Below are 21,010 nucleotides of genomic sequence, written 5' to 3'. Positions count from 1 at the left end.
AAAAAGCAGGGTAATTGCCTTTCTTTTTGGTTTTGACTGTTTTTTGTTGATTTTTAAACCACACAAAAAGACCGAAATAAATTGGTCTTTTTGTATGTCTTCTTCAACCTTTAACTTTTAGCAATCTCATGCTGTTTAATGTTACGATTAATGTTGCTCCCATATCGGCAAATATCGCTAACCATAGCGTTAACCAACCAGGTACAATTAACAATAATGCCAATGCCTTAATCCCTAAAGAGAAGGTAATGTTTTGCTTAATAATTGCTAAAGCCTTACGGCTCAATTTAATCGTATATGGCAATTTACTTAAATCATCAGACATTAAAGCAATATCGGCTGTTTCTAGGGCTGTATCGGTTCCAGCCCCACCCATTGCCACACCAACGGTTGAAGCTGCAAGAGCCGGTGCATCGTTCACACCATCTCCAACCATCGCCACACTTTGATACTTGTCACGCAGCTCTTTAATGAAATTCAGTTTATCTTCCGGAAGTAAATCGGCTTTAATCTCCGAAACGCCAACTTGTCTTCCAATGGCTTCGGCTGTTCTTTGGTTATCCCCTGTCAGCATCACCGTTTTTTCAATGCCGACTTGATGAAGTTTTCGAATAACCTCTTTGGATGATTCTCTTATTTCGTCTGCCACGGCAATTAACGCCAGAATTTCTTTTTCCGTCCCTAACGCCATGACCGTTTTCCCTTGTGTTTGAAAGGTTGTAATTTGTTCTTTTATTTCTGGTTGGATGCTATTTGGAAGAAGTTCTTCAAAAAGACCTGGACTTCCGACATAATACATTGCGTTATTTACTTTGGCTTTGACCCCTTTACCTGTAATGGATTGGAATTCTTCAACCGATATATCATTAAAATTCAATCCGTCTTCTTCTGCTTTTCTTATAATGGCGGAAGCAAGTGGATGTTGTGAGCCTTTTTCAATGGCGGCTGTAATGGTCATTAGTTCTTTTTCATTGCCATTATATGTGACCACATCGGTGACGGAAGGAACACCTTTTGTTAATGTTCCTGTTTTATCAAAAGCGATGACTTTTAGAGATCCTGCTTCTTCTAAATAGATGCCACCTTTAATTAACACCCCGTTTTTCGCCGCATTTCCAATGGCGGTTACAATCGCAACAGGAGTGGAAATGACCAGCGCACACGGACAACCGACCACTAATACAGCTAGACCTCGATAAATCCATTCGCTCCAATCAGCCCCAATAAATAATGGCGGAACAACAGATAGTAAAAGAGCAAAAATGATAATGGCTGGTGTATAGTATTTGGCAAAATGATCTACAAACGCTTGAGAAGGTGCTCGTTCTGCTTGAGCTTCTTCCACTAGGTGGATAATTTTCGAAAGAGTTGTATCTTCCACTCGTTTTGTAACTTTTACTTCCAGTAATCCTTCTTCATTCAATGTTCCTGCAAAGACTTCATCACCAACTGTTTTAGCTACGGGAACACTTTCCCCTGTAATCGCGGCCTGATTGAACGTAGATGTACCCTTGATGATGATTCCATCCATCGCTAATTTCTGACCGGGCTTCACGATCATAATATCCCCGACTTGAATATCGTCAACAGGGACCATCATTTCTTCATTTCCACGGCGAATTAATGCTTCTTTTGGAGCAATATCTATCAACGATTCAATGGATTGACGAGCTTTATCCATGGAATAACGCTCTAAAGCTTCACTAATAGCGAATAGAATAACAACCGTTGCACCTTCTCCCCATTCACCAATCGCTGCTGCTCCTAAAATCGCCACTGTCATCAGCGTATTCATATCAAACTGTAATCGAACCAGGTTTTTGAAACCTTTAATAAATAGCGAATATCCGCCAATTAAAATCGATGCAGCATACCCAATCGTCGCAAAGGTATGCTCTTCCCCGTATTGCTTCCCTAAAAACCAACTGATCACAAGCAAAACGGCGGAAATATACACTTTCATGTTTTCTTTTTGCTTCCAAAAAGGTTCACGCTTGACTGCTTTTTCTTTATCTTCCCGAACCTTTAAGTTTTCAAAAGCCCCTGCTTTTTCTAATTCTTCGATGGTTGTTGTACCCCAAACGGTAATTTTAGATGCTCCAAAGTTTACTTTAGCATCTTGAACACCTGGCAATGATTTTACATTATTTTCAAACTTTGCCGCACAGTTTGCACAAGTAAATCCTTGAACACGGTAGGTTTTCGCTTCTGATTTAGATAATTTTGCTTGTTGTTCAGACATGGACTTTCACCTTTTTCTCATGTGCTAACGCAATCATGATTAACTGCTTAATATGGTCATCATCCAATGAATAAAATGCTAGCTTTCCTTCTTTTCGATACTTTACAATCCCTTGTTTATAAAGGGTCCGTAAATGATGGGAAGTTGTTGCAACAGAAGCCCCAATGATATTGGCAATATCACATACACATAACTCTTCATCTTGGCAAAGTGAATAGGCAATTTTTGCCCTATTTTCATCTGCCAGTGCTTTAAACAACAGGACAACACTGGATATATCTTCTTTTTGCAATTCCCCTTGTATTCGATTGACTTTTTCTTCGTCATAACAATAAATTTCACATGTATCTTTCTTACTCATTAATTATCCCCCTTTCATATTCAAATTTCCGTTTGAATATATTATACCTCATTTCTTTTATTATTCAAACATTTATTTGAATGAAAAACAAAAAAGAATTGGATGTAAAAAATCAACCTAATATTTACCAGGCATTTCATTTAATTAGCTACATCAAAAAATTCTATTAGCTAAAAACAATAAACCTCATTATCCGCAAAAAGATAATGAGGTTTACTATTTCTTAACCAAAGAATGTTTGGAACAATAAATATGCGTTTAAGCTGATAATCACCATCGCTACCATCCAAGCAAGAACTTTCAACCATAATGGATTTGCGAACTCGCCCATTTTCTTTTTATCGCTAGTGAATTGAACGAGAGGCACTACCGCGAAAGAGAGCTGTAAAGAAAGAATAACTTGGCTCAAAATAAGTAATTGAGCCGTTCCGCTTTCGCCATAAAGAGCAGTTACAACAACGGCTGGGACAATGGCAATCAATCGAGTGATCAGCCTTCTTAACCAAGCAGGAAGGCGAATGTTTAGAAAACCTTCCATCACAATTTGACCAGCTAAGGTTCCTGTTAATGTGGAGTTTTGACCAGAAGCCAACAAAGCAACTCCAAATAAAATACTTCCAAGTGTTGTTCCAAGCAGTGGAGCAAGCAAGTGATAAGCATCTTCAATCTCCGCAACATCTTTCATTCCTGCTTTATGGAATGTAGCAGCAGAAACAATAAGGATAGATGCATTAATAAATAAAGCGAAAAAGAGTGCAATTGTTGAATCCCAAGTGGCATATTTGATCGCTTGTCGTTTACCCGAGCTGGTTTGTTCGTATTGACGTGTCTGCACAATGGAAGAATGCAGATAAAGATTATGAGGCATTACGGTTGCACCTAAAATACCGATTGCAATATAGAGCATGGATGGATTGTTAATAATCTCTGGGCTTGGAACAAATCCCTTCAATATGCCACCTACATCTGGCTTAGAAAGAAAGATTTCAGTCACAAAGCAAGCACCAATGGTTAGAATTAAAACAATTACCAACGTTTCAATATAACGAAACCCTTTATTCTGTAATAGCAATACGACCAGTACATCCAGAGCTGTAATAATCACTCCATATATTAACGGAATGCCAAACAACAATTTCAAAGCGATTGCCGAACCGATCACTTCGGCTAGATCACAAGCTGCGATTGCCAACTCGCATAAAACCCATAAGATCATTGCTACAGGCTTGCTGTAATGGTCGCGACAAGCTTGGGCTAAATCCCTTCCCGTTACAATTCCCAACTTGCCAGCCAATGCTTGAAGCAATATTGCCATTAAATTGGAAAGCAAAATAACGGAAAGCAACGTGTATCCGAACTGGGAACCTCCTGCGATATCAGTCGCCCAGTTTCCCGGGTCCATATACCCCACGGCAACTAAGTATCCTGGTCCAGCAAACGCAAGAAACTTTTTCATCCAAGAACCCGTTTTTGGTATACGCAAACTTCTATATACTTCGGGCAATGTTGGTTGTGTCCGTTTCTTTCTCCAACCTTCCTCAACGACTAACGGCAGTTTTTTTATATTTTCACTCATGATGATCACCTCATGATTGGTTTTCGCTAAATATTTTGCATTAAGGAAACTTTTGGGGTAAAAAAATTTGCTCCTACAACTTAGAATTAGATATATGTAAGAGCAAAGAAAATGTTGCCTAGATAAATTGTACACCAGAAATTTTTTTAGTCAAGGGAAACTTTTATCGCTTATTAATTCTTAAGCTCGCTAAAATATTGAACAAGGTACTGATCTTGCTCTATATTGGTCATACTTTTTGTTAGACTTTCATGTCCCCGTGATGGATTTGAGAGGTTTCAATTTGAATGGTTGTATGCAGAATCTTAAATTTTTCTTCAATCATGTGAATGGCATCTTGTAAAACCTTTTGGCTGTCTTGATGATCTTCAATCAAAATATGACAACTTAATGAATCCAACCCTGATGTAATCGTCCAAATATGGAGGTCGTGAACGTTAATCACCCCTTCAATACTTTCTAAGGCTTTTTTCACTTCATTTTGGTCAATGGTAATTGGCGTTCCTTCCATCAAAATGTGAACCGTATGTTTAATCACTCCCCAGGCACCTTTCAAAATTAATAAAGCAACCAAAACGGAAATAATGGGGTCAGCTACATACCAACCAAAGATCCACATGACAAGCCCAGCGACGATAGCGCCTACGGAACCTAAAGCGTCACCGATCACATGAAGATAGGCGCTACGAAGATTGACATTATTTTTCACATCCCCTTTTTTCATTAACGCCCAGGCACTTAAAAGATTGGCAAAAAGTCCAATGGACGCAATCAGCATCAAAGAACCACTAGCTACGGTTGGCGGGTTGTAAAAACGCTCAATAGCTTCCCATACGATAAATCCAGCGATAACAAACAAGGTAACTCCATTAAATAAAGCGGCTAAAATTTCAAAACGATAAAAGCCATACGTTTTACTGGGGGAAGCTGGTTTGGTGGCAAACCAAATGGCAACTAAGCTAAGAACAAGTGAACTGGCATCACTAAGCATATGGCCAGAGTCAGAAAGAAGGGCTAGGCTGTTTGTGATTAAACCTCCGAAAAACTCTAACAACATAATTCCAGCGGTAATGAGAAGTGCAATCATAAGCCCTTTTTTGTTTCCTTCTCTGCCGTGGTCGTGGTGATGATGGCCGTGGTGATGGTGGTGACCATGGTGGTCGTGAGAATGATGGTGGTGATGATGCATGATAAAACGCCCCCTTAATGATGTTCAGAATGGTCAATGGCTTGTTTTAATAATGAAATAACGTGTTCATCATCGCAGGAGTAAAACAGTGTTTTTCCTTCACGGCGATACTTAACCAGTCTCAGATTTCGTAACATACTAAGCTGATGGGAAACGGCTGATTGAGACATTTCCAACACTTCCGCAATGTGGTTAACATTGCACTCTTCCTGCGATAACAAATAAAGAATTTTGATTCGCGTTGGATCGGCTAATACCTTAAATATGCGCGATATATTTTCAATGGTTTCGGATTTTAAGAAAGAATGGTCTTCGGTCTTCATGATGATTTCCCTCACCTTATTTATTATATATGAGCATATGTTCATATGTATGTATAATAATTTTAAATTCATTTTTTGTCAAGTTGTGTAAAAAATCGACTTGCAACATGCCAATCTAAGGATATAAAAAGGACAGCAGTAAACTGTCCTTTCACACTTTTTGTAAATCCGTATGACAATACCCTCAAGTTTTTTACAGAAAAAACAAATAAAATGAAATCAATACAAAACCGATGATAGCCATGATAACGCAATATATTTTGGTAGATGTGCGTAAAGCTGTTCCAAAAATTTCTTTTCCCGTCACGGAAAGCATTACCCCCATCGCCAAGGCGATAATCATTGCTACTAGCCAAGGAACCACCATTCCATAATTGCTTCCGATGAAGGCCCCGACTCCTACAGGGGCGGAGGCTATGGTTGCCCCAAGTATGATGCTGAAAGTTCCAAACCCAGCCGTCAGCAAGGGAGTGAAAACAGCGATACCTTCTGGAATATTGTGAAGCATGATCGCAGTTATCATTGGTTTAGTCAATGAATCGTGAGCATTTGCTCCAAGTGCGATGCCTGTTGGAAAATTGTGCAGGGCAATACTGAATGTTAAAAATAGACCAGAATGTATGAATAAGTCTTTTTTAGCGTCATTGGTGATAATGATCACATGATGAGAAACCTTTTCTAGATGCTTGTAAATAAAATAACCAAAAATCAATCCGACAATAGCAATAAACCAACCTCCAATTTCTATGCTTTCAGGCAAAATTTCCATTGTAACCAGTCCAAATATCATTCCGCTACATACGGAAAAAATGGTCGGCGTTCCTCTTTGCCAGCCTTGAAACAACCAAGCAATTGCTCCGCCAGATAACATTCCGATAGCAGAAGCAGAAAACCCTAAAAGCCAAATTGAGTTCATCCATCATCCCCCCTTGTACTAAGTTGTCTTTACTTTTATATCTGCCAAATTTATAAAATATGCCTTAAGAAAAAAAATCCTCCACCGTGGGAGGATTGTAAAGCCTTCATTTTCAGAAAAGTGAGATTCGAGAGACTTTTTACAATAAGAACATACAACAACCATGTATTTAGTTGATAATGAAAACACGGTCCGCGCCCTATGAGATGGCTAACTCAAACAAAGGAATTGAAAAGGATAAAAATTTGCACATGTTCATCATTTCTTTTCCTTTTCGCCGTTCGATCATTATCCCCTTATCTTTGGGATACTATTCTTGACGAAAAATTGCGACATTTATTTTCCCTTTTTCGCCTCTGTTTCGGTTACAATTTATATTTTACCTGACGGCACAACATTTACAAAGCAACAAAATCGCTAAAAGTCATACAATAACAGTGACTCCTTCTTTAAAGGAGGCATGCCTTTTGAACACCGTGGACTATGACAAAGCGTTATATTATACGCACCGTTCTCAATGGGATAACTTGCTCATTTTAATGGTGCGCACGCAAGACGATTTGCTTTCGAAAAAAATCGAGAGGTTTCTTCACGCTTACAACTTCGAACATGATTACTCCGTGATCGAGAAGCGATTCACGGATTTGCTGCGCTACATTGACCATGCTTTGGAAGTGAGCGAACAAAAAACAGGGACAGAGCAGTATGCAAGCTTCTATTCATGAATAATAACGGGGAATTGGTTCGGCCCAATTCCCCATCATTTATAATATTCGTTCTCCCACCGATATATAAGAAAAATCCCTCTTTTTATCCCGTGGATGTCAGATGGAGCTGTTCTTTTTTCACCGATTCTCCAGTCCTTAGTACCAATAATCCGGAAATGATAAGCAATCCGCTTAATATGGCATATGGAATCAGAACATGCTGCAATGAAACGAGGCCAGTAAATACGCTTAACAAAGCGGAACGAATAAGAAAACCGAGCGCTCGAAATAAGCTGTCTATCCTTCCGATTTTCCCATTAGGAATCCGTTCCATCATCAGCGAGCTGCGGGCCACCCTTGTCCCCGCATTGCCAAACGCCGTTAGGCTAACAAGCACATAAAATATCCACGTGTTTTTCACCAATAGAAACATGGTCATCGCCATCGCATACATAAAGACGGTAATTGTGATGCTTACTTCGGTTCCGATTTTCCTTAGCCATAACGGCACGATCAACCCTGCGAGCGCGGCCCCGATTCCGTATATCATGCTTTGAATGCCGTATACCGAACTATCTTCCTTTAAGACATCGGTAATATAAATTGGATGAAGATAAGTAGTCATCATCACACCAATAAAGGGCATGAACGAAGCAAGCAAAAAACAAAATAAAAGCGGACGAGCTTTCATATAATGGTATCCTTCGGTCATCTTCATCCAAAACGAATGTGTGTCTCCATTTCTGACAGAACGTTGATATGGGATAAAGAAAAGGCCAACAATCGCTACCACATACGTGCACGCATCTAGCCATAAAATCGAGTAAAGTGGCACTTTCGTAAGAAGCAGGCTTGCCGCTCCGCCGGAGATGACGGTGGCCAATTGTCCTTGAATCTCCATAATCCCATTTAACGTCTTATATTGATCAGGGTGAAATACTTCTTGGGTAAATGCAAATAGCGTCGGATAAAAGAGAAAATAATATAGGGAGCCGCTGGCAAATAAAATCACTAAATGCCATACATGATACTCTGTTCCCATCATCCCATAAAGCGCAAACATAGCGGCAATCACTAGTCCCATTGCCTCTCCAAGCATTAACATAGCTTTTCGCGACATATGATCAATCCACATTCCGACATACGGTGTCAATAAAAACATGATGATCGTCATCGTTGTGGACATGTAGCCAAACCACGTTCCTCCGTCAGGTTTTTGCACAAGCAGCCAAGGAACCGCCGTCATCGTGATTCCTGTTCCAACGGAAGAAAACAAATTGGCAACGAGTAACAAATATAACCGACGGTCGCGATGCAGGCTGTTCATGCCTGCTCCCTCCACCACTTGGCTGCGTTGATATAACGCCGCAGTTCGAAAAAGACATCATCCACCTGCAAAGCTGCCGGCTTCGTTAAATGATCGCCAGCAAAACTAGGGGGATCTAAAACCAGCTGCTTCGGAATAGTATTCGCATGCAGGCTGCGCATCACCGTCCGCATGTTGTTTAAGGCATTAATTCCACCTTTTCCTCCCCCTGCTACCGCGATAAGAGCAACTGGTTTGTGTTCAAATTGGTCGCTGCTTAAAAAATCAAGAGCATTTTTTAACGCTCCACTCATGGCGCCGTGATACTCAGGCGAGCAAAGAATAACGCCATCTGCCTGTTGCATTTGCCGACGCAGATGAAGGACACTGGGCAATTCTTCTTGGCTTGCCTCCCCGTTATATAGCGGAATCGCTTCTTCGCTCAAATCAATCAGCTGAGCCCTGTATTGCCTTGCAATATGTCTAGCGACGATTCCCGTTCTCCCCGATTTGCGCGGACTCCCGTTCACGACAACAATATGCATATCGGTTCTCTCCTTTGCTCCTTGTTTTTCTGATTATAGTGTAAGCGAAAGGAGCTGTTTCCTACCTCATCAAATCGGGGGATCTTTTTCTACGGAATTGGCCAAAAAAAGAATACGACTAAAGTCTGAGATGTTTTACGGCATAAAGAGCTGCTTGGGTACGATCCGCAAGATTTAACTTGGCAAGTATATTGGATACATGCGTTTTGACTGTTTTTTCCGTAATCATCAATGCTGCAGCAATCTCTTTATTGCTTTTTCCCTTCGCGATTTCAGCAAGCACTTCTTTTTCTCGCTTCGTCAACGTTTCAATAAGCTGCTCCTCACGATCCCCTTCTTTTGACAAGTGAGTGATTAAATGAGCAGTGATTTTCGGATGAAGCTGATTTTCGCCTCGGTACACAGATATAATCGCCTGTACTAACTGATCTGGTTCCACATCCTTCAATTGATACCCCGACGCGCCGGCACGAATGGCAGGAATAACATGATCAACATCAGAAAAACTTGTTAAAATGAGAATCTTCGTATGAGGAGACAGTTCCTTTATTTTTTTCGTGGCTTCAATACCATCCATGACCGGCATGACCAAATCCATTAACACGACATCTGGCCGCAGTTCTTTCACTCGTTCCACCGCTTCTTCGCCATTGGCTGCTTCACCGACTACGTTGATTTCCTTTTGCGTGTTGAGGAAAAAAACTAATCCTCGCCGAACAACATGATGATCATCCACAATAAGCACTTTGATCCCCATTATCCTCTCCCCTTTTTCAACGGAATGATGACATCGATGGTCGTTCCTTCTCCGACAGAACTTTCGATATGAATTTCGCCATTTAATGATGCGACCCTCTCTTTCATACTATTTAAGCCGAGAGAAAAAGGCTGGCCATCAACCTTGGCAAATCCGCATCCCTCATCACGTACCTTCATATGGACATGGTGCTTTTGGGCGTGGATCGCAATATCGACCTCGGATACTCCTGCATGTTTTTTGCAGTTATTTAACGCTTCTTGTCCCACGCGCCATAAACACTCTTCGACTTCGTTAGGTAAATCAACCAGTCCGTTAATATCCACATTTACTTTTAATCCGAGCATATCTCCGTAATGCTGAAAAGCGTTGGCAAGTCCATGTTCCAAACCGTGCGGACGAAGCTGCCAAATAAGCGCCCGCATTTCCTGAAGAGCTTCTTGCGCTAATTGCTGAATGTAGGTGAACGCATCTTTTATTGTTTCATCTTCCGTCATTTCCTTTGCGCCGCGTGCCGTCAACTGCAACGAAAATAATAATTGGCTCACCGAATCGTGTAAATCTCTCGCCAAGCGGTTGCGTTCCGCTATTAATGCAAGCTTTTGTTCATTTTCAGCGAGCTTGATGCGCTTTATTGCTGTCCCGATTTGATAAGCAACCGCTTCTAATAATGCCAGTTCCTTATTGGAAAAGCTCGTTTTATGCGGAGCGGCTACGTTGAGCACCCCAAATTTCTCGTCCCCCGCACGAAGGGGAATGCTCGCGTGGTGGGTGACGCCATTGGTATCTCCCCATTGCTCTTCGATTGCCTGTTCAAGCCGCTTGCATTCAATAACGTTCGCTGCCCGCTGCAGCCGCCCATCTCTGTACCGTTCCAAACACCAACAGTCTCCTTCGCACATCGGTTTCTTGTTTCCCCATGTCAGTGCAGGAGGTAATTGATAGTCAGCAATAAAAGAGTATCCTTCTTTTGGATGGACGAAAAAAATCCAGCCGCATTGCAGTTTCATCACTTGTATTAATTCCTTTAATACGGTCTGCAGCATTTCCTTTACATCATTGCACTGATTCAACGTTTCGGCAATGGATTTTAATGTCAGCAATTCTTGAATATCCTGCTTCTCTCTGTCCATTGAATTTCCTCCTCGCCCAAATTGTATAGAAAAAGACAACGCCGCCATCGGCATTGTCTTTTTTGTCTTATGCAATAGGATATTGTTGAATGAGCGGATGAAGTATAATCTCATCAATAAGCATATGCTTTGGAGCGCTTGCCATATACACGACCGCTTTTGCGACATCTTCGGCTTTCAGCCAATCGCGTTTTTCCGGAACGCCTTGGATGGAATCGGCAAAGTACGTATCAACCATTCCTGGGTTAATCGTACCAACGCGAATGCCGTACTTTCTTACTTCCTGCGCAAGCGAACCGGAAAATCCTTGAACGGCGTATTTGGTCGCAGTGTATGCCGCCCCGTTCGGAATCGTGTAACGGCCGACATCGGAAGAAATGGTAATAATCGTTCCCGATTTTCTTTCTTTCATGTGTGGAAGCACGGCTTTTACCCCGATAAACACGCCTTGAACATTGACGGCAAAGATGCGCTCCCATTCTTCCACGGTCGTCTCTTCCACTTCTTTAAAAAATCCAATTCCTGCGTTATTGACGAGAATATCGATTTGTCCAAACGCTTCTAATACTTCTGTAACCATCTTTTGCATCTGTTGTTCATTGGCAACGTCCACTTGGAACGCCTTCACATAAGAAAATCCTTTCTCTTTTAGCTCTTTTTCCGTTTCATAAATCCCTTCAGAACTTCCCACCAGCGCCAATTTTACTCCTTGCTCCGCTAATTGAAATGCAACGGCTTTTCCGATTCCGCGCGAAGCTCCTGTAACAATCGCTACTTGGTTTGTTAACATATAGAATGATCCTTTCTGTATGCGTTCGTTTATTTACGATTAAGATAACGAAGCAGTGCGAAGAAAGTCATGAACTCGTTTCATCACTGCGTCAGAAAGTTGCTGCAGCTTTGCTTCACTGTCTGCCAATGACTGTCCCTTCACACCGAAATACACTTTGATTTTCGGCTCCGTTCCCGAAGGACGCAAGCAAAACCATGAATCGTCCTCCAATACATATTTTAATACGTTGGAAGTTGGAAGGGTAATTACTGTTTTTTCGCCCGTCAACGTATGGATCCGTTCTTTCGTTTTATAATCCTCAATCACGGTTACTTTTTTTCCTGCTACTTCTGTCGGAGGTTCATTGCGGAACGATGTTAAAATCGCTTGAATCGTTTCTGCTCCTTCTTTTCCTTTTAATGTTAATGACTGCTGTCCTTCACGGTAATAGCCGTATTGGTCAAACAATTGTATTAATCCTTCATACAAAGACATACCCTGTTTTTTATAAAATGCGCATACTTCCGCGGCCAATACCGCTGCTTGCACCGCATCTTTGTCGCGGGCAAAATCACCGATTAAATAGCCGTAGCTTTCCTCATAACCAAATTGGAACGTATATTGCCCCGTTTGTTCATATTCTTTGATTTTTTCACCGATAAATTTAAATCCGGTTAATGTATCCACCGTATCTAAGCCAAAAGATTGCGCAATCACGCGCCCGAATTCCGAGGTGACAATCGTTTTTAGCACCACGCCGTTTTCCGGCAATATTCCTTTTTCTTTCTTTTGTGATAATAAATAGTACAACAGCAAGCCTCCCGTTTGGTTTCCGGTGAGCACTATATATTCGCCTTGCTCATTTTTGACGGCAATTCCTAACCGGTCGGCATCCGGATCCGTCGCAATTAACAAATCGGCATTGACTTGTTTACCAAGCTCTATTGCTAAGGCAAATGCTGCATGCTCCTCTGGGTTTGGCGATGCAACGGTAGAAAAGTTTGGATCTGGTTGTTCTTGTTTTTTGACAACAAACACATTACGATATCCAAGTTCCTTTAAGGCACGGCGGACCGGTTTGTTGGATGTGCCATGAAGCGGTGTAAAAACAATGTTAATATCCACTTCTTCCGCCAGCTTCGGTTGAAGAGAGACCGTTTTTACAGCTTCAATATATGCATTGTCCACTTCTTCGCCGATGATTTGAATGAGTCCTTTTTCTTTTAAAATTGCTTCGTCCTCAACGTGGATATCAAGTTCATTTTCCACTTCATTGACGTATCGAATCACCGCATCTGCCGTCTCTGGAGGAAGCTGTCCTCCGTCTTCACCGTACACTTTATACCCATTATATTCCGGTGGATTATGGCTGGCAGTAATGACAATGCCGGAAAAAGCGTGCAAATAACGAACAGCAAACGAAAGCTCCGGCGTCGGCCGCAGTTCATCAAATACATACGTTTGAATGCCGTGAGTGGCCAACGTTTTCGCTGCTTCCATCGCAAATTCCCGAGACTTATGCCGCGAATCATAGGCAATGACCACACCGCGTTTTTTTGCTTCTTCACCAAAAGACCCTATGTATCGCGCCAACCCTTCCGATGCTTTCCGAACCGTATATATGTTCATCCGGTTTGTGCCCGGACCGATTTCTCCACGCATGCCGCCAGTGCCAAATTCTAAATTTTTATAAAAACCATCTTCAAGCCACTTCCAGTCATCTTGCCGTTTCTGTAATAACTGTTTTAATTCCTCGTCTAACGGTTTATATGCCAACCATTGCTCGTATTTGCTTTTCCAATCCACCTGACCATCCCTCCGAATCCATACGTTCTTTTTTTATGTATTCGTTACCATCATACAATATACTTCCAAAAAGAAAAAGGATGTCTCGAAAAAAGAGACATCCTTCCTTTTCTTTATCCTTGTGGCTGCGACGGCTCAGAAATGTTTGTCAATGCTTGTCCTGCCGCCTCATCAGAAGCGCTGTTTGTCGCAATGTCACCTAAAGCGACAATGCCTTGAAGCTGATTGTTTTCCACAATCGGCAAACGGCGGACTTGATGCTGCGCCATTACTTTCGCTGCCTCTTGCACGCTCATATCCGGCGTACCTGTGACTACGCGATTGGTCATCACTTCCGATACACGTATAGAAGCCGGGTCTTTTCCTTGCGCCGACGTACGCAACGTAATGTCACGGTCGGTAATCATCCCTATTACTTGCCCGTTTTCCACTACTGGAAGCGCACCAATATTTTTCTCGCTCATGATTTGCGCAGCTTCTTGCACCGTTTGGTTTGGAGAAACTGTTGCGACGTTTTTCGTCATAACATCTTGAACTTTATTCCCGTTATTATTGTTCAATGTGATCCTCCCCTTTCACCGATTATTATGACCGCTTTGCGGGAGGATATAGGTAGAAAATAATGTTTATATCGCTTTGTATTGACAATTGGAAAAAAGAAACGTTTTTATGATAAACGGATTTTATACACGCGCGCTTCCCACGGACGCAAGCAAATTTCTTTCAGCTCTTCCGCTTCATCTACATGGTAATTGCTGATGAGCAGTTCTTTTGTTTTGACGGAGCGACGATATATTTTTAAATTTTACATTACTCTTCCTATTCAATATAATGAAATTGGCAAGTAAACACGGAGTAATAAGGAGCTTTGGAAATGAAAGAGAAAAAAAACTTGGAAAACGCGCTTGTTGGCGCCTGGGGAATTTCATTGATCGCGACGCTTGGGAGCCTTTACTTTTCCGAGGTTTTAAAATTTATTCCTTGCGACCTTTGCTGGTTTCAGCGCATTTTTATGTATCCGCAAGTGATTTTGTTAGGGCTTGCTGTCATTCGGAAAGAATATGGTATCGCTCGCTATAGCCTGGCGCTGTCGGTCATTGGCGGATCGATTTCCCTGTACCACTATCTTATACAAAAAGTGCCGTTTTTTCAAAGCCACGCCATTTCCTGCGGCCGTATTCCTTGTACAGGACAATACATCAATTGGCTCGGCTTTATTACGATTCCGTTTTTAGCGCTCGTCGCCTTTGTTCTGATTAGCGTGTTAAGCATGATCATTATTCGCCAAGAGAAAGAAGGGAAACGAAATTGAAAAAACTGCTTATTTTTGGTGGCATCATTGTTGTTTTATTTGCCGCGATCGCTTTTCTCACCACATACGAGCAAAAAGAAGCCGTTAAAGACAATCCTTATCATAAAAAAGAACTTCATCCCGCGACCGTTGATCAGCTTGATGACCCAAATTATCAAAACATCATTTTACCCGACGAACTGGAGCAAAAATTAAAAAATAAAGAAACGGTCACCGTCTATTTTTACAGCCCTACTTGCCCCCACTGCCAAAAAACAACCCCGATCGTCGTTCCTTTGGCAAAACAAATGGGGATTGACTTAAAAATGTTTAACCTGCTTGAATTCGAAGACGGGTGGGACAAGTATCATATTGAAGGAACACCAACTCTTATCCATTATGAAAAAGGAAAAGAAGTAAAACGAATCGATGGCTATCATGACGAAGCAGTTTTCCGTGACTGGTTTTCTTCCTTTTCCGACCACAAAAAATGAAGGAGCTTGTCCAGCGAACGGCAAGCTCCTTTTCCATTTACATTAACCATTTGCCCGACGATGGAAAATACGCACTGCACGGATAGCGCCTTTTGTTCGCAAACTGCTCAATCATAAACGGAAATGTAATGCCGTGCCGTCTAAGAATGTTGATATTTCGTTCAAATAAGGAACGGTACCGCTCATAATCGCCGCTTTCTCCAATATATTCAATGATTGTAATCAATGATTGCAAAGCTGAAATAATTTGAAACGCTTCCTTCATCGTTCCGTTGTATGTAACATGTTCTCTATCAAGCGAAAGAATTTCCAAGTTCTCCAACTCATGAATCTGTTCATCGTCAAAAAAATATGGAAAAATGTTTGTATAAAAATAATGCACTAAATAATTCATATATTTTTCCTGTTCCTCTGTTACCGCGCAAACAATTTTCAAGGCTCTCATACCACCTTTTCTCACCATAACACTTGCGTTCTATACAAATAAAACGATACTATTAGTGTATCATATTGAATGCATTCATAGAGATAGAAAGTGTTTCCACCGCTATTGAAAATTTGGAGTGAAGTCATGATGTGGTCGAAAAAAGGTGACTGGCTGGAATGTATCATTCCGTCTTTTTGGCAAGGGCTTACCATTGAAATGCTGCTAAAAGAAGTCTGGTATGCCTCAAAAAAATTTACCCACCAGCTGCGCATGGAAAAAGGAATCAAGCTCAACGGAAAAGAAGTATCATGGCAAACGCCATTACAAGAAAAGGACCGCCTGCAGCTGTATCTTTATAAACCTGAACCTTCCATCATTCTTCCTGAGTATCGGGAACTTTCTGTTTTATGGGAAGACGAGCATCTGCTCATTATTAATAAAGACGCCGGCATCGATATCCATCCTTCCGAGCCTTCGCAAACCGGGACGCTGGCGAATGCTGTGGCCTTTCATTTACAATCGCAAGGGATTTTAACAAAAATTCGGCACATTCATCGGCTTGATCGCGATACATCAGGAACGATTTTGTTTGCCAAGCATATGCTTGCCGGAACAACACTTGATCGCATGTTGGAAAAGCGAGAAATTAAACGAACATACGTAGCACTCGTCCATGGGATCATAAAAAAGCGAACCGGTACGATATCCGCGCCGATCGGGCGCGACCGCCATCATCCGACAAGACGGCGTGTTTCTAAAACAGGGGCAAATGCGGTAACACACTATCGCGTCTTACATACGTTTCCTAATGAGCAAACATCGCTCGTAGAGCTTTCCTTGGATACTGGGCGTACGCATCAAATTCGCGTCCATATGAGTTACATCGGCCATCCATTAGTCGGCGATGTGTTGTACGGCGGAAAGGAGACATTTCATCGCCAAGCGCTTCATGCCGTTAAGTTGTCGTTTTCTCATCCTTTCACGAACGAATCCATTTCCTGCCTTGCTCCTGCCCACGACTTTCCCGTTGATCTCACACCGTTTTATCATTATTAACAAAAAAGGCAGACGTCCTGTTCCTGGCGTCTGCCTTACAAATGCAATTCCTCTTTTTCATTCAATTCCCCATCTGTCTCCTGCTCTTCTTTCTTCTGTTTCACCACTTCTACCGTTTTCACATGATGGCCGTCCATTTCCTTTACTGTAAACAAATAGTCATCAATTTCCACGCTGTCGCCTGCTTTAATATCATAATGCTTCGTTAAAATCCAGCCGCCGATTGTGTCAACATCGTCATCATCAATCGAGAGGCCAAACAAATCATTTACCTCGCTGATCAGCACTTTTCCGTCAATAATCGTATGCGTTTCATCTATCTTTTGAATCAATGGAATTTCATCGACATCAAATTCGTCTTGAATTTCTCCGACAATTTCTTCCAAAATATCCTCGACCGTAACAAGCCCCGATGTGCCGCCGTATTCATCGACTAAAATCGCCATATGGATGCGCTCTTTCTGCATTTTAACCAGCAGGTCATGAATGGCGATCGATTCGATCACTTGAATAATAGGACGGATATAATCTTTCATCTGTTTTTCTTGTGAAGGGTTGGTTACCAAGTCCGTAAACACTTCTTTGACATTAATCAATCCCAAAACATGGTCTTTGTCACCGTCAATAACCGGGTAGCGCGTATATTTTTCTTCTTTAATAATTTCCAAGTTTTCTTTCACGCTTTTATTGATGTCAAGTGCAACAATTTCTTTGCGGGGCACCATAATTTCTTTCGCCACGCGATCATCAAATCGAAAAATGTTGTTGACGTATCGATATTCTGATTGGTTAATTTCCCCACTTTTATAACTTTCTGACAAAATAAGACGCAACTCTTCCTCAGAATGGGCAATTTCATGTTCCGAGGCCGGCTGTAATCCAAATATTCTTGTAACAAGCCGCGCGGAGTTATTCAACGTCCAAATAAACGGATACATTACTTTATAAAATAAAATAAGCGGTTTTGCGGTAAATAACGTAATGGCTTCAGCTTTATGAATCGCGAACGTTTTCGGCGCCAGCTCTCCGACAACGACATGGAGAAAGGTAATCGTAGAGAAAGCAATAACGAAAGATAAAACATGGGCAACTGACTCCGATAAATGAATGCGCTCAAAAAGCGGCGTTAATATCCGTTCAACCGTCGGTTCGCCGAGCCAACCAAGCCCTAACGATGTAATCGTAATGCCTAATTGGTTTGCCGATAAATAGCCATCAAGGTTAGAGATCACCTTTTTGGCAGCAACCGCCCGTTTATTTCCTTCGCTAATTAATTGGTCAATGCGTGAACTGCGAACTTTGACAATCGCAAATTCCGAAGCTACAAAAAAAGCGGTACATGCAATAAGCAAGGCCACTATCAATAAACTGACTATGTCCAATTGGTTTCCGGGCGCGGATAACGCGCCCGGATCACACCTCCTACAGACAAGTTTATACTGTTATTCCTCATTATTACTTTGCGTAAAAATTAACACATACTTTAACAATTCTAACACAGAGATGAGCGTTGCCGCCACGTATGTCAATGCAGCCGCTCCTAATACCTTGTTGACACCGCGCTTTTCATCCGGATAAATAAGCCCTTCCGCCAGCATAAATTTTTTCGCCCGCGAGCTGGCGTTAAATTCTACCGGCAGCGTAATGAGCTGAAAAGCAACGGCAAAGGAGAAGAAAATAATCCCTAAGCCAATCAGCGAAAGTTGGTGAAGCAAAAATCCGACCAGCAATAAAAACGGCGCCACTCCTGATGTGAGGTTTACGATTGGAAACATGCGATGACGGAGCACTAGCGCACCGTACGATTGCTGATGCTGCACCGCATGTCCGACTTCGTGCGCGGCTACCGATATAGCAGCAATCGTGCGGCCATAATATACCGGTTCCGACAAGCGGACCACACGCGAGATCGGATCATAGTGATCCGTTAGTCTTCCCGGAATCACTTCTACCGGGACATCATAAAGACCGTTCCGATCCAAAATCATCCGTGCCACTTCCGCGCCTGACAAGCCGGAAGAAGCAGGAACTTTCGACCAAGTGTTAAAGTTGCTCGACACTTTGAATTGCGCCCATAGCGCAATGCCAAAGGCGATGAGAATTAAAAAATCCATCGGATGGAATAGCAGCATGACAGCCCCCTCCGTTATTTCTGTGCCATATTACGAAATGTGTATACTAATATTTATTGTACTTTATGGTTATTTCATACGTCAAATCATACAGTTTGCCATCATACGAACAGACGATCCCTTTTCCGAAAGAAAGCAACGATCCTCGTTAAATGCAAAAAAGCGAAATCACAAATGCAAGAGGGACTCCTCCCGACGGAAAAGCCCCTCTCTTTATGCCATCAAAAGTTGAAATTATCTGGATCCGGCCCGATTCGTTTGTTCATGTTGAGCGCGTCGATTTTCGCCATTTCTTCAGCGGTTAACGCAAAATCAAAAATATCCGCGTTTTCTCTAATGCGCGCTGGTGTTACGGATTTTGGAATCGTAACGACTTCGTTTTGCAAATCCCAGCGCAACACGACTTGAGCAGGCGTTTTTCCGTACTTTTTACCAATTTCAACAATCGTCGGTTCCTGCAAAATTTCCCCTCTCATCAGCGGCGACCATGCTTCAAGCTGAATGCCGTGCTGTTTACAGAAAGCATGGAGTTCTTTTTGTGTCAACCGCGGATGATATTCCACTTGGTTGACCATCGGTTTAATTTCGCAATCGCTCATTAAGTCTTCTAAATGATGGATTTGGAAGTTGCTGACGCCGATCGCGCGCACAAAACCGTCTTTATATAGCTTTTCCAACGCTTTATACGTTTCTTTATATTTTCCTTTTACCGGCCAATGCACTAAATATAAGTCAACATAGTCAAGACCTAACTTTTGCAGGCTCGTTTCAAACGCTTTCAATGTTGTTTCATATCCTTGGTCGGAATTCCATACTTTTGTCGTGATAAATATTTCTTCGCGCGGAATGCCGGATTCACGAACCGCTTTTCCTACCCCTTCTTCGTTTTGATAAAATGCTGCTGTATCTACATGGCGGTAGCCGATTTCCAATGCGGTGCGCACCGCGTTGATTACTTCCTCTCCTTCTTTTACTTTATAGACTCCAAGTCCAAGCCATGGCATTTGTACCCCATTATGTAATGTCACACGGTCTTGTAAATGTTTCATATTTCCTCTCCTTTTCTCCAGTTTATTTAATTTTATTATGTTGGTGCAGGGAGAAGAACGCAAACCATATGCATAAAAAAAGATGAGGAAGACCTCACCTTTTATTGCTGCATTCCGTTTTTCACCCATTGCGCGACTTGAACGGTACGGCGCGCTTGGTGTTTTACGGCCGCCTCTGCATTTTCCACCATTTTTCCGTTTTGATCGACTGTTACACTCGTTCCGTACGGATTTCCTCCTGCGGCAAAAATCGATGGATCGGTATACCCAGGTGCTACTACGATCGCCCCCCAATGGTACATTGTCGTATATAGTTGCAAAATGGTTTGTTCTTGGCCGCCATGAGCGTTTCCTGCAGATGCCATGGCACTAACCACTTTATTAGCAAGCTTTCCTTGCGCCCATAATCCGCCAGTTGTATCTAAAAATTGCTTTAGTTGGGAAGGTATATTGCCAAAGCGAGTCGGCACGCTGAAAATAATGGCATCTGCCCATTCTAAATCCGCTAACGTAGCTGTTGGGACGTCTTTTGTTGCTTCCGCGTGAGCTTTCCACGCTGGATTCGATTCGATTGCTTCTTTTGGCGCAAGTTCAGGAACTTTTACTACTTTTACTTCTGCACCTGCTTCCTTCGCCGCTTCTTCTGCCCATTTTGCTAATTGATAGTTCGTACCTGTTGAACTGTAATAAATGATCGCCAATTTAACATTTGCCATGATTCATTCTCTCCTTTGCATAAATTTTTGCTCCATGTGCATTTTGGCGGTATTTCTGGAACGTAATTTGTCCGATTTTGTTTATTTCATTCATTCTTCCTTTCAAACCGCCAAAATATTTAATTCATAAATCTTGAATTCGAGATTTATTATATAAAAACTTGTTATTCATTGTCAACAAAAAAGAATGCTTTCCTGCCAGTTAGCGTTTC

At 41.9% G+C, this 21,010-nt stretch carries 22 protein-coding genes; 4 read left to right on the top strand and 18 right to left on the bottom strand.

From position 1 onward, the window contains the following. Window positions 1-103: 103 nt before the first annotated feature. From AC1WMD_RS00280 to AC1WMD_RS00255, 6 genes are all read right to left on the bottom strand, one after another. Window positions 104-2,242: a heavy metal translocating P-type ATPase gene (locus AC1WMD_RS00280; RefSeq protein WP_494255715.1), complete on the bottom strand. Its 2,139-nt coding sequence runs from the start codon at window positions 2,240-2,242 to the stop codon at window positions 104-106. After that, window positions 2,235-2,603 (bottom strand): ArsR/SmtB family transcription factor, encoded by a 369-nt coding sequence (locus AC1WMD_RS00275; protein WP_494255714.1) that lies wholly within the window; start codon window positions 2,601-2,603, stop codon window positions 2,235-2,237. The genes AC1WMD_RS00280 and AC1WMD_RS00275 overlap by 8 nt, the downstream gene beginning before the upstream one ends. A 223-nt stretch (window positions 2,604-2,826) precedes the next feature. Beyond that, on the bottom strand, window positions 2,827-4,179 hold the full coding sequence (locus AC1WMD_RS00270; RefSeq protein WP_075261517.1) for an Nramp family divalent metal transporter: 1,353 nt from the start codon (window positions 4,177-4,179) through the stop codon (window positions 2,827-2,829). A 241-nt stretch (window positions 4,180-4,420) separates the two neighbouring features. Further along, window positions 4,421-5,368, bottom strand: coding sequence for a cation diffusion facilitator family transporter (locus AC1WMD_RS00265; RefSeq protein WP_494255713.1), 948 nt, complete (start codon window positions 5,366-5,368; stop codon window positions 4,421-4,423). Between the two features lie 14 nt (window positions 5,369-5,382). Further along, window positions 5,383-5,691, bottom strand: coding sequence for an ArsR/SmtB family transcription factor (locus AC1WMD_RS00260; RefSeq protein WP_043903633.1), 309 nt, complete (start codon window positions 5,689-5,691; stop codon window positions 5,383-5,385). Between the two features lie 193 nt (window positions 5,692-5,884). Beyond that, the gene (locus AC1WMD_RS00255) at window positions 5,885-6,607 is read right to left on the bottom strand and encodes a ZIP family metal transporter (protein WP_494255712.1); all 723 of its coding nucleotides are present in this window, start codon (window positions 6,605-6,607) and stop codon (window positions 5,885-5,887) included. Between the two features lie 467 nt (window positions 6,608-7,074). Between AC1WMD_RS00255 and AC1WMD_RS00250 the strand changes: the two genes are divergently transcribed. Beyond that, window positions 7,075-7,332, top strand: a complete 258-nt coding sequence (locus AC1WMD_RS00250) for a YhdB family protein (RefSeq protein WP_043903631.1) — start codon at window positions 7,075-7,077, stop codon at window positions 7,330-7,332. 85 nt (window positions 7,333-7,417) lie between these two features. On the opposite strand, the gene AC1WMD_RS00245 is transcribed toward AC1WMD_RS00250, so the two are convergent. From AC1WMD_RS00245 to AC1WMD_RS00215, 7 genes are all read right to left on the bottom strand, one after another. Then, complete coding sequence (locus tag AC1WMD_RS00245; protein WP_494255711.1) at window positions 7,418-8,641, bottom strand: MFS transporter; 1,224 nt, start codon at window positions 8,639-8,641, stop codon at window positions 7,418-7,420. Beyond that, window positions 8,638-9,165, bottom strand: coding sequence for an NADPH-dependent FMN reductase (locus tag AC1WMD_RS00240; protein WP_043903629.1), 528 nt, complete (start codon window positions 9,163-9,165; stop codon window positions 8,638-8,640). The genes AC1WMD_RS00245 and AC1WMD_RS00240 overlap by 4 nt, the downstream gene beginning before the upstream one ends. 118 nt (window positions 9,166-9,283) lie before the next feature. Further along, window positions 9,284-9,922 carry a response regulator gene (locus AC1WMD_RS00235; protein ID WP_043903628.1) on the bottom strand — a complete coding sequence of 213 codons (639 nt, stop codon included), beginning with the start codon at window positions 9,920-9,922 and terminating at the stop codon, window positions 9,284-9,286. Beyond that, window positions 9,922-11,055 (bottom strand): GAF domain-containing sensor histidine kinase, encoded by a 1,134-nt coding sequence (locus tag AC1WMD_RS00230; RefSeq protein ID WP_043903627.1) that lies wholly within the window; start codon window positions 11,053-11,055, stop codon window positions 9,922-9,924. Before AC1WMD_RS00230 ends, AC1WMD_RS00235 begins: the two co-directional genes overlap by 1 nt. Window positions 11,056-11,122: 67 nt before the next feature. After that, window positions 11,123-11,845, bottom strand: a complete 723-nt coding sequence (locus AC1WMD_RS00225; protein ID WP_043903626.1) for an SDR family oxidoreductase — start codon at window positions 11,843-11,845, stop codon at window positions 11,123-11,125. A 39-nt stretch (window positions 11,846-11,884) separates the two neighbouring features. Continuing rightward, entirely contained in the window at window positions 11,885-13,633 is a 1,749-nt protein-coding gene (locus AC1WMD_RS00220; protein ID WP_494255710.1) for a phospho-sugar mutase, read from the bottom strand. A gap of 113 nt (window positions 13,634-13,746) precedes the next feature. Continuing rightward, window positions 13,747-14,193: a CBS domain-containing protein gene (locus tag AC1WMD_RS00215; protein WP_043903624.1), complete on the bottom strand. Its 447-nt coding sequence runs from the start codon at window positions 14,191-14,193 to the stop codon at window positions 13,747-13,749. A 314-nt stretch (window positions 14,194-14,507) separates the two neighbouring features. Between AC1WMD_RS00215 and AC1WMD_RS00210 the strand changes: the two genes are divergently transcribed. Next, window positions 14,508-14,945, top strand: coding sequence for a disulfide formation protein C (locus AC1WMD_RS00210; protein WP_043903623.1), 438 nt, complete (start codon window positions 14,508-14,510; stop codon window positions 14,943-14,945). Further along, window positions 14,942-15,418, top strand: coding sequence for a thioredoxin family protein (locus tag AC1WMD_RS00205; protein WP_043903622.1), 477 nt, complete (start codon window positions 14,942-14,944; stop codon window positions 15,416-15,418). Before AC1WMD_RS00210 ends, AC1WMD_RS00205 begins: the two co-directional genes overlap by 4 nt. Window positions 15,419-15,455: 37 nt before the next feature. Here the strand turns inward: AC1WMD_RS00205 and AC1WMD_RS00200 are convergent, their stop codons facing one another. Continuing rightward, window positions 15,456-15,854 (bottom strand): YhcU family protein, encoded by a 399-nt coding sequence (locus AC1WMD_RS00200; protein WP_043903621.1) that lies wholly within the window; start codon window positions 15,852-15,854, stop codon window positions 15,456-15,458. A gap of 138 nt (window positions 15,855-15,992) precedes the next feature. Between AC1WMD_RS00200 and AC1WMD_RS00195 the strand changes: the two genes are divergently transcribed. Then, complete coding sequence (locus tag AC1WMD_RS00195) at window positions 15,993-16,901, top strand: RluA family pseudouridine synthase (protein ID WP_494255959.1); 909 nt, start codon at window positions 15,993-15,995, stop codon at window positions 16,899-16,901. Window positions 16,902-16,936: 35 nt separating this feature from the next. Here the strand turns inward: AC1WMD_RS00195 and AC1WMD_RS00190 are convergent, their stop codons facing one another. The 4 genes from AC1WMD_RS00190 to wrbA form a co-directional block, all read right to left on the bottom strand. Next, window positions 16,937-18,283, bottom strand: coding sequence for a hemolysin family protein (locus AC1WMD_RS00190; RefSeq protein ID WP_494255709.1), 1,347 nt, complete (start codon window positions 18,281-18,283; stop codon window positions 16,937-16,939). Window positions 18,284-18,343: 60 nt separating this feature from the next. Next, on the bottom strand, window positions 18,344-19,030 hold the full coding sequence (locus AC1WMD_RS00185) for a zinc metallopeptidase (protein WP_494255958.1): 687 nt from the start codon (window positions 19,028-19,030) through the stop codon (window positions 18,344-18,346). A gap of 224 nt (window positions 19,031-19,254) precedes the next feature. Beyond that, window positions 19,255-20,082, bottom strand: a complete 828-nt coding sequence (locus AC1WMD_RS00180; RefSeq protein WP_494255708.1) for an aldo/keto reductase — start codon at window positions 20,080-20,082, stop codon at window positions 19,255-19,257. A gap of 101 nt (window positions 20,083-20,183) precedes the next feature. Further along, window positions 20,184-20,798 (bottom strand): NAD(P)H:quinone oxidoreductase, encoded by a 615-nt coding sequence (wrbA, locus tag AC1WMD_RS00175; protein ID WP_494255707.1) that lies wholly within the window; start codon window positions 20,796-20,798, stop codon window positions 20,184-20,186. Between the last annotated feature and the right edge of the window lie 212 nt (window positions 20,799-21,010).

This window comes from Parageobacillus sp. NEAU-HV-2 (assembly GCF_059115485.1).
This window is presented reverse-complemented; position numbering and strand designations above follow the sequence as displayed.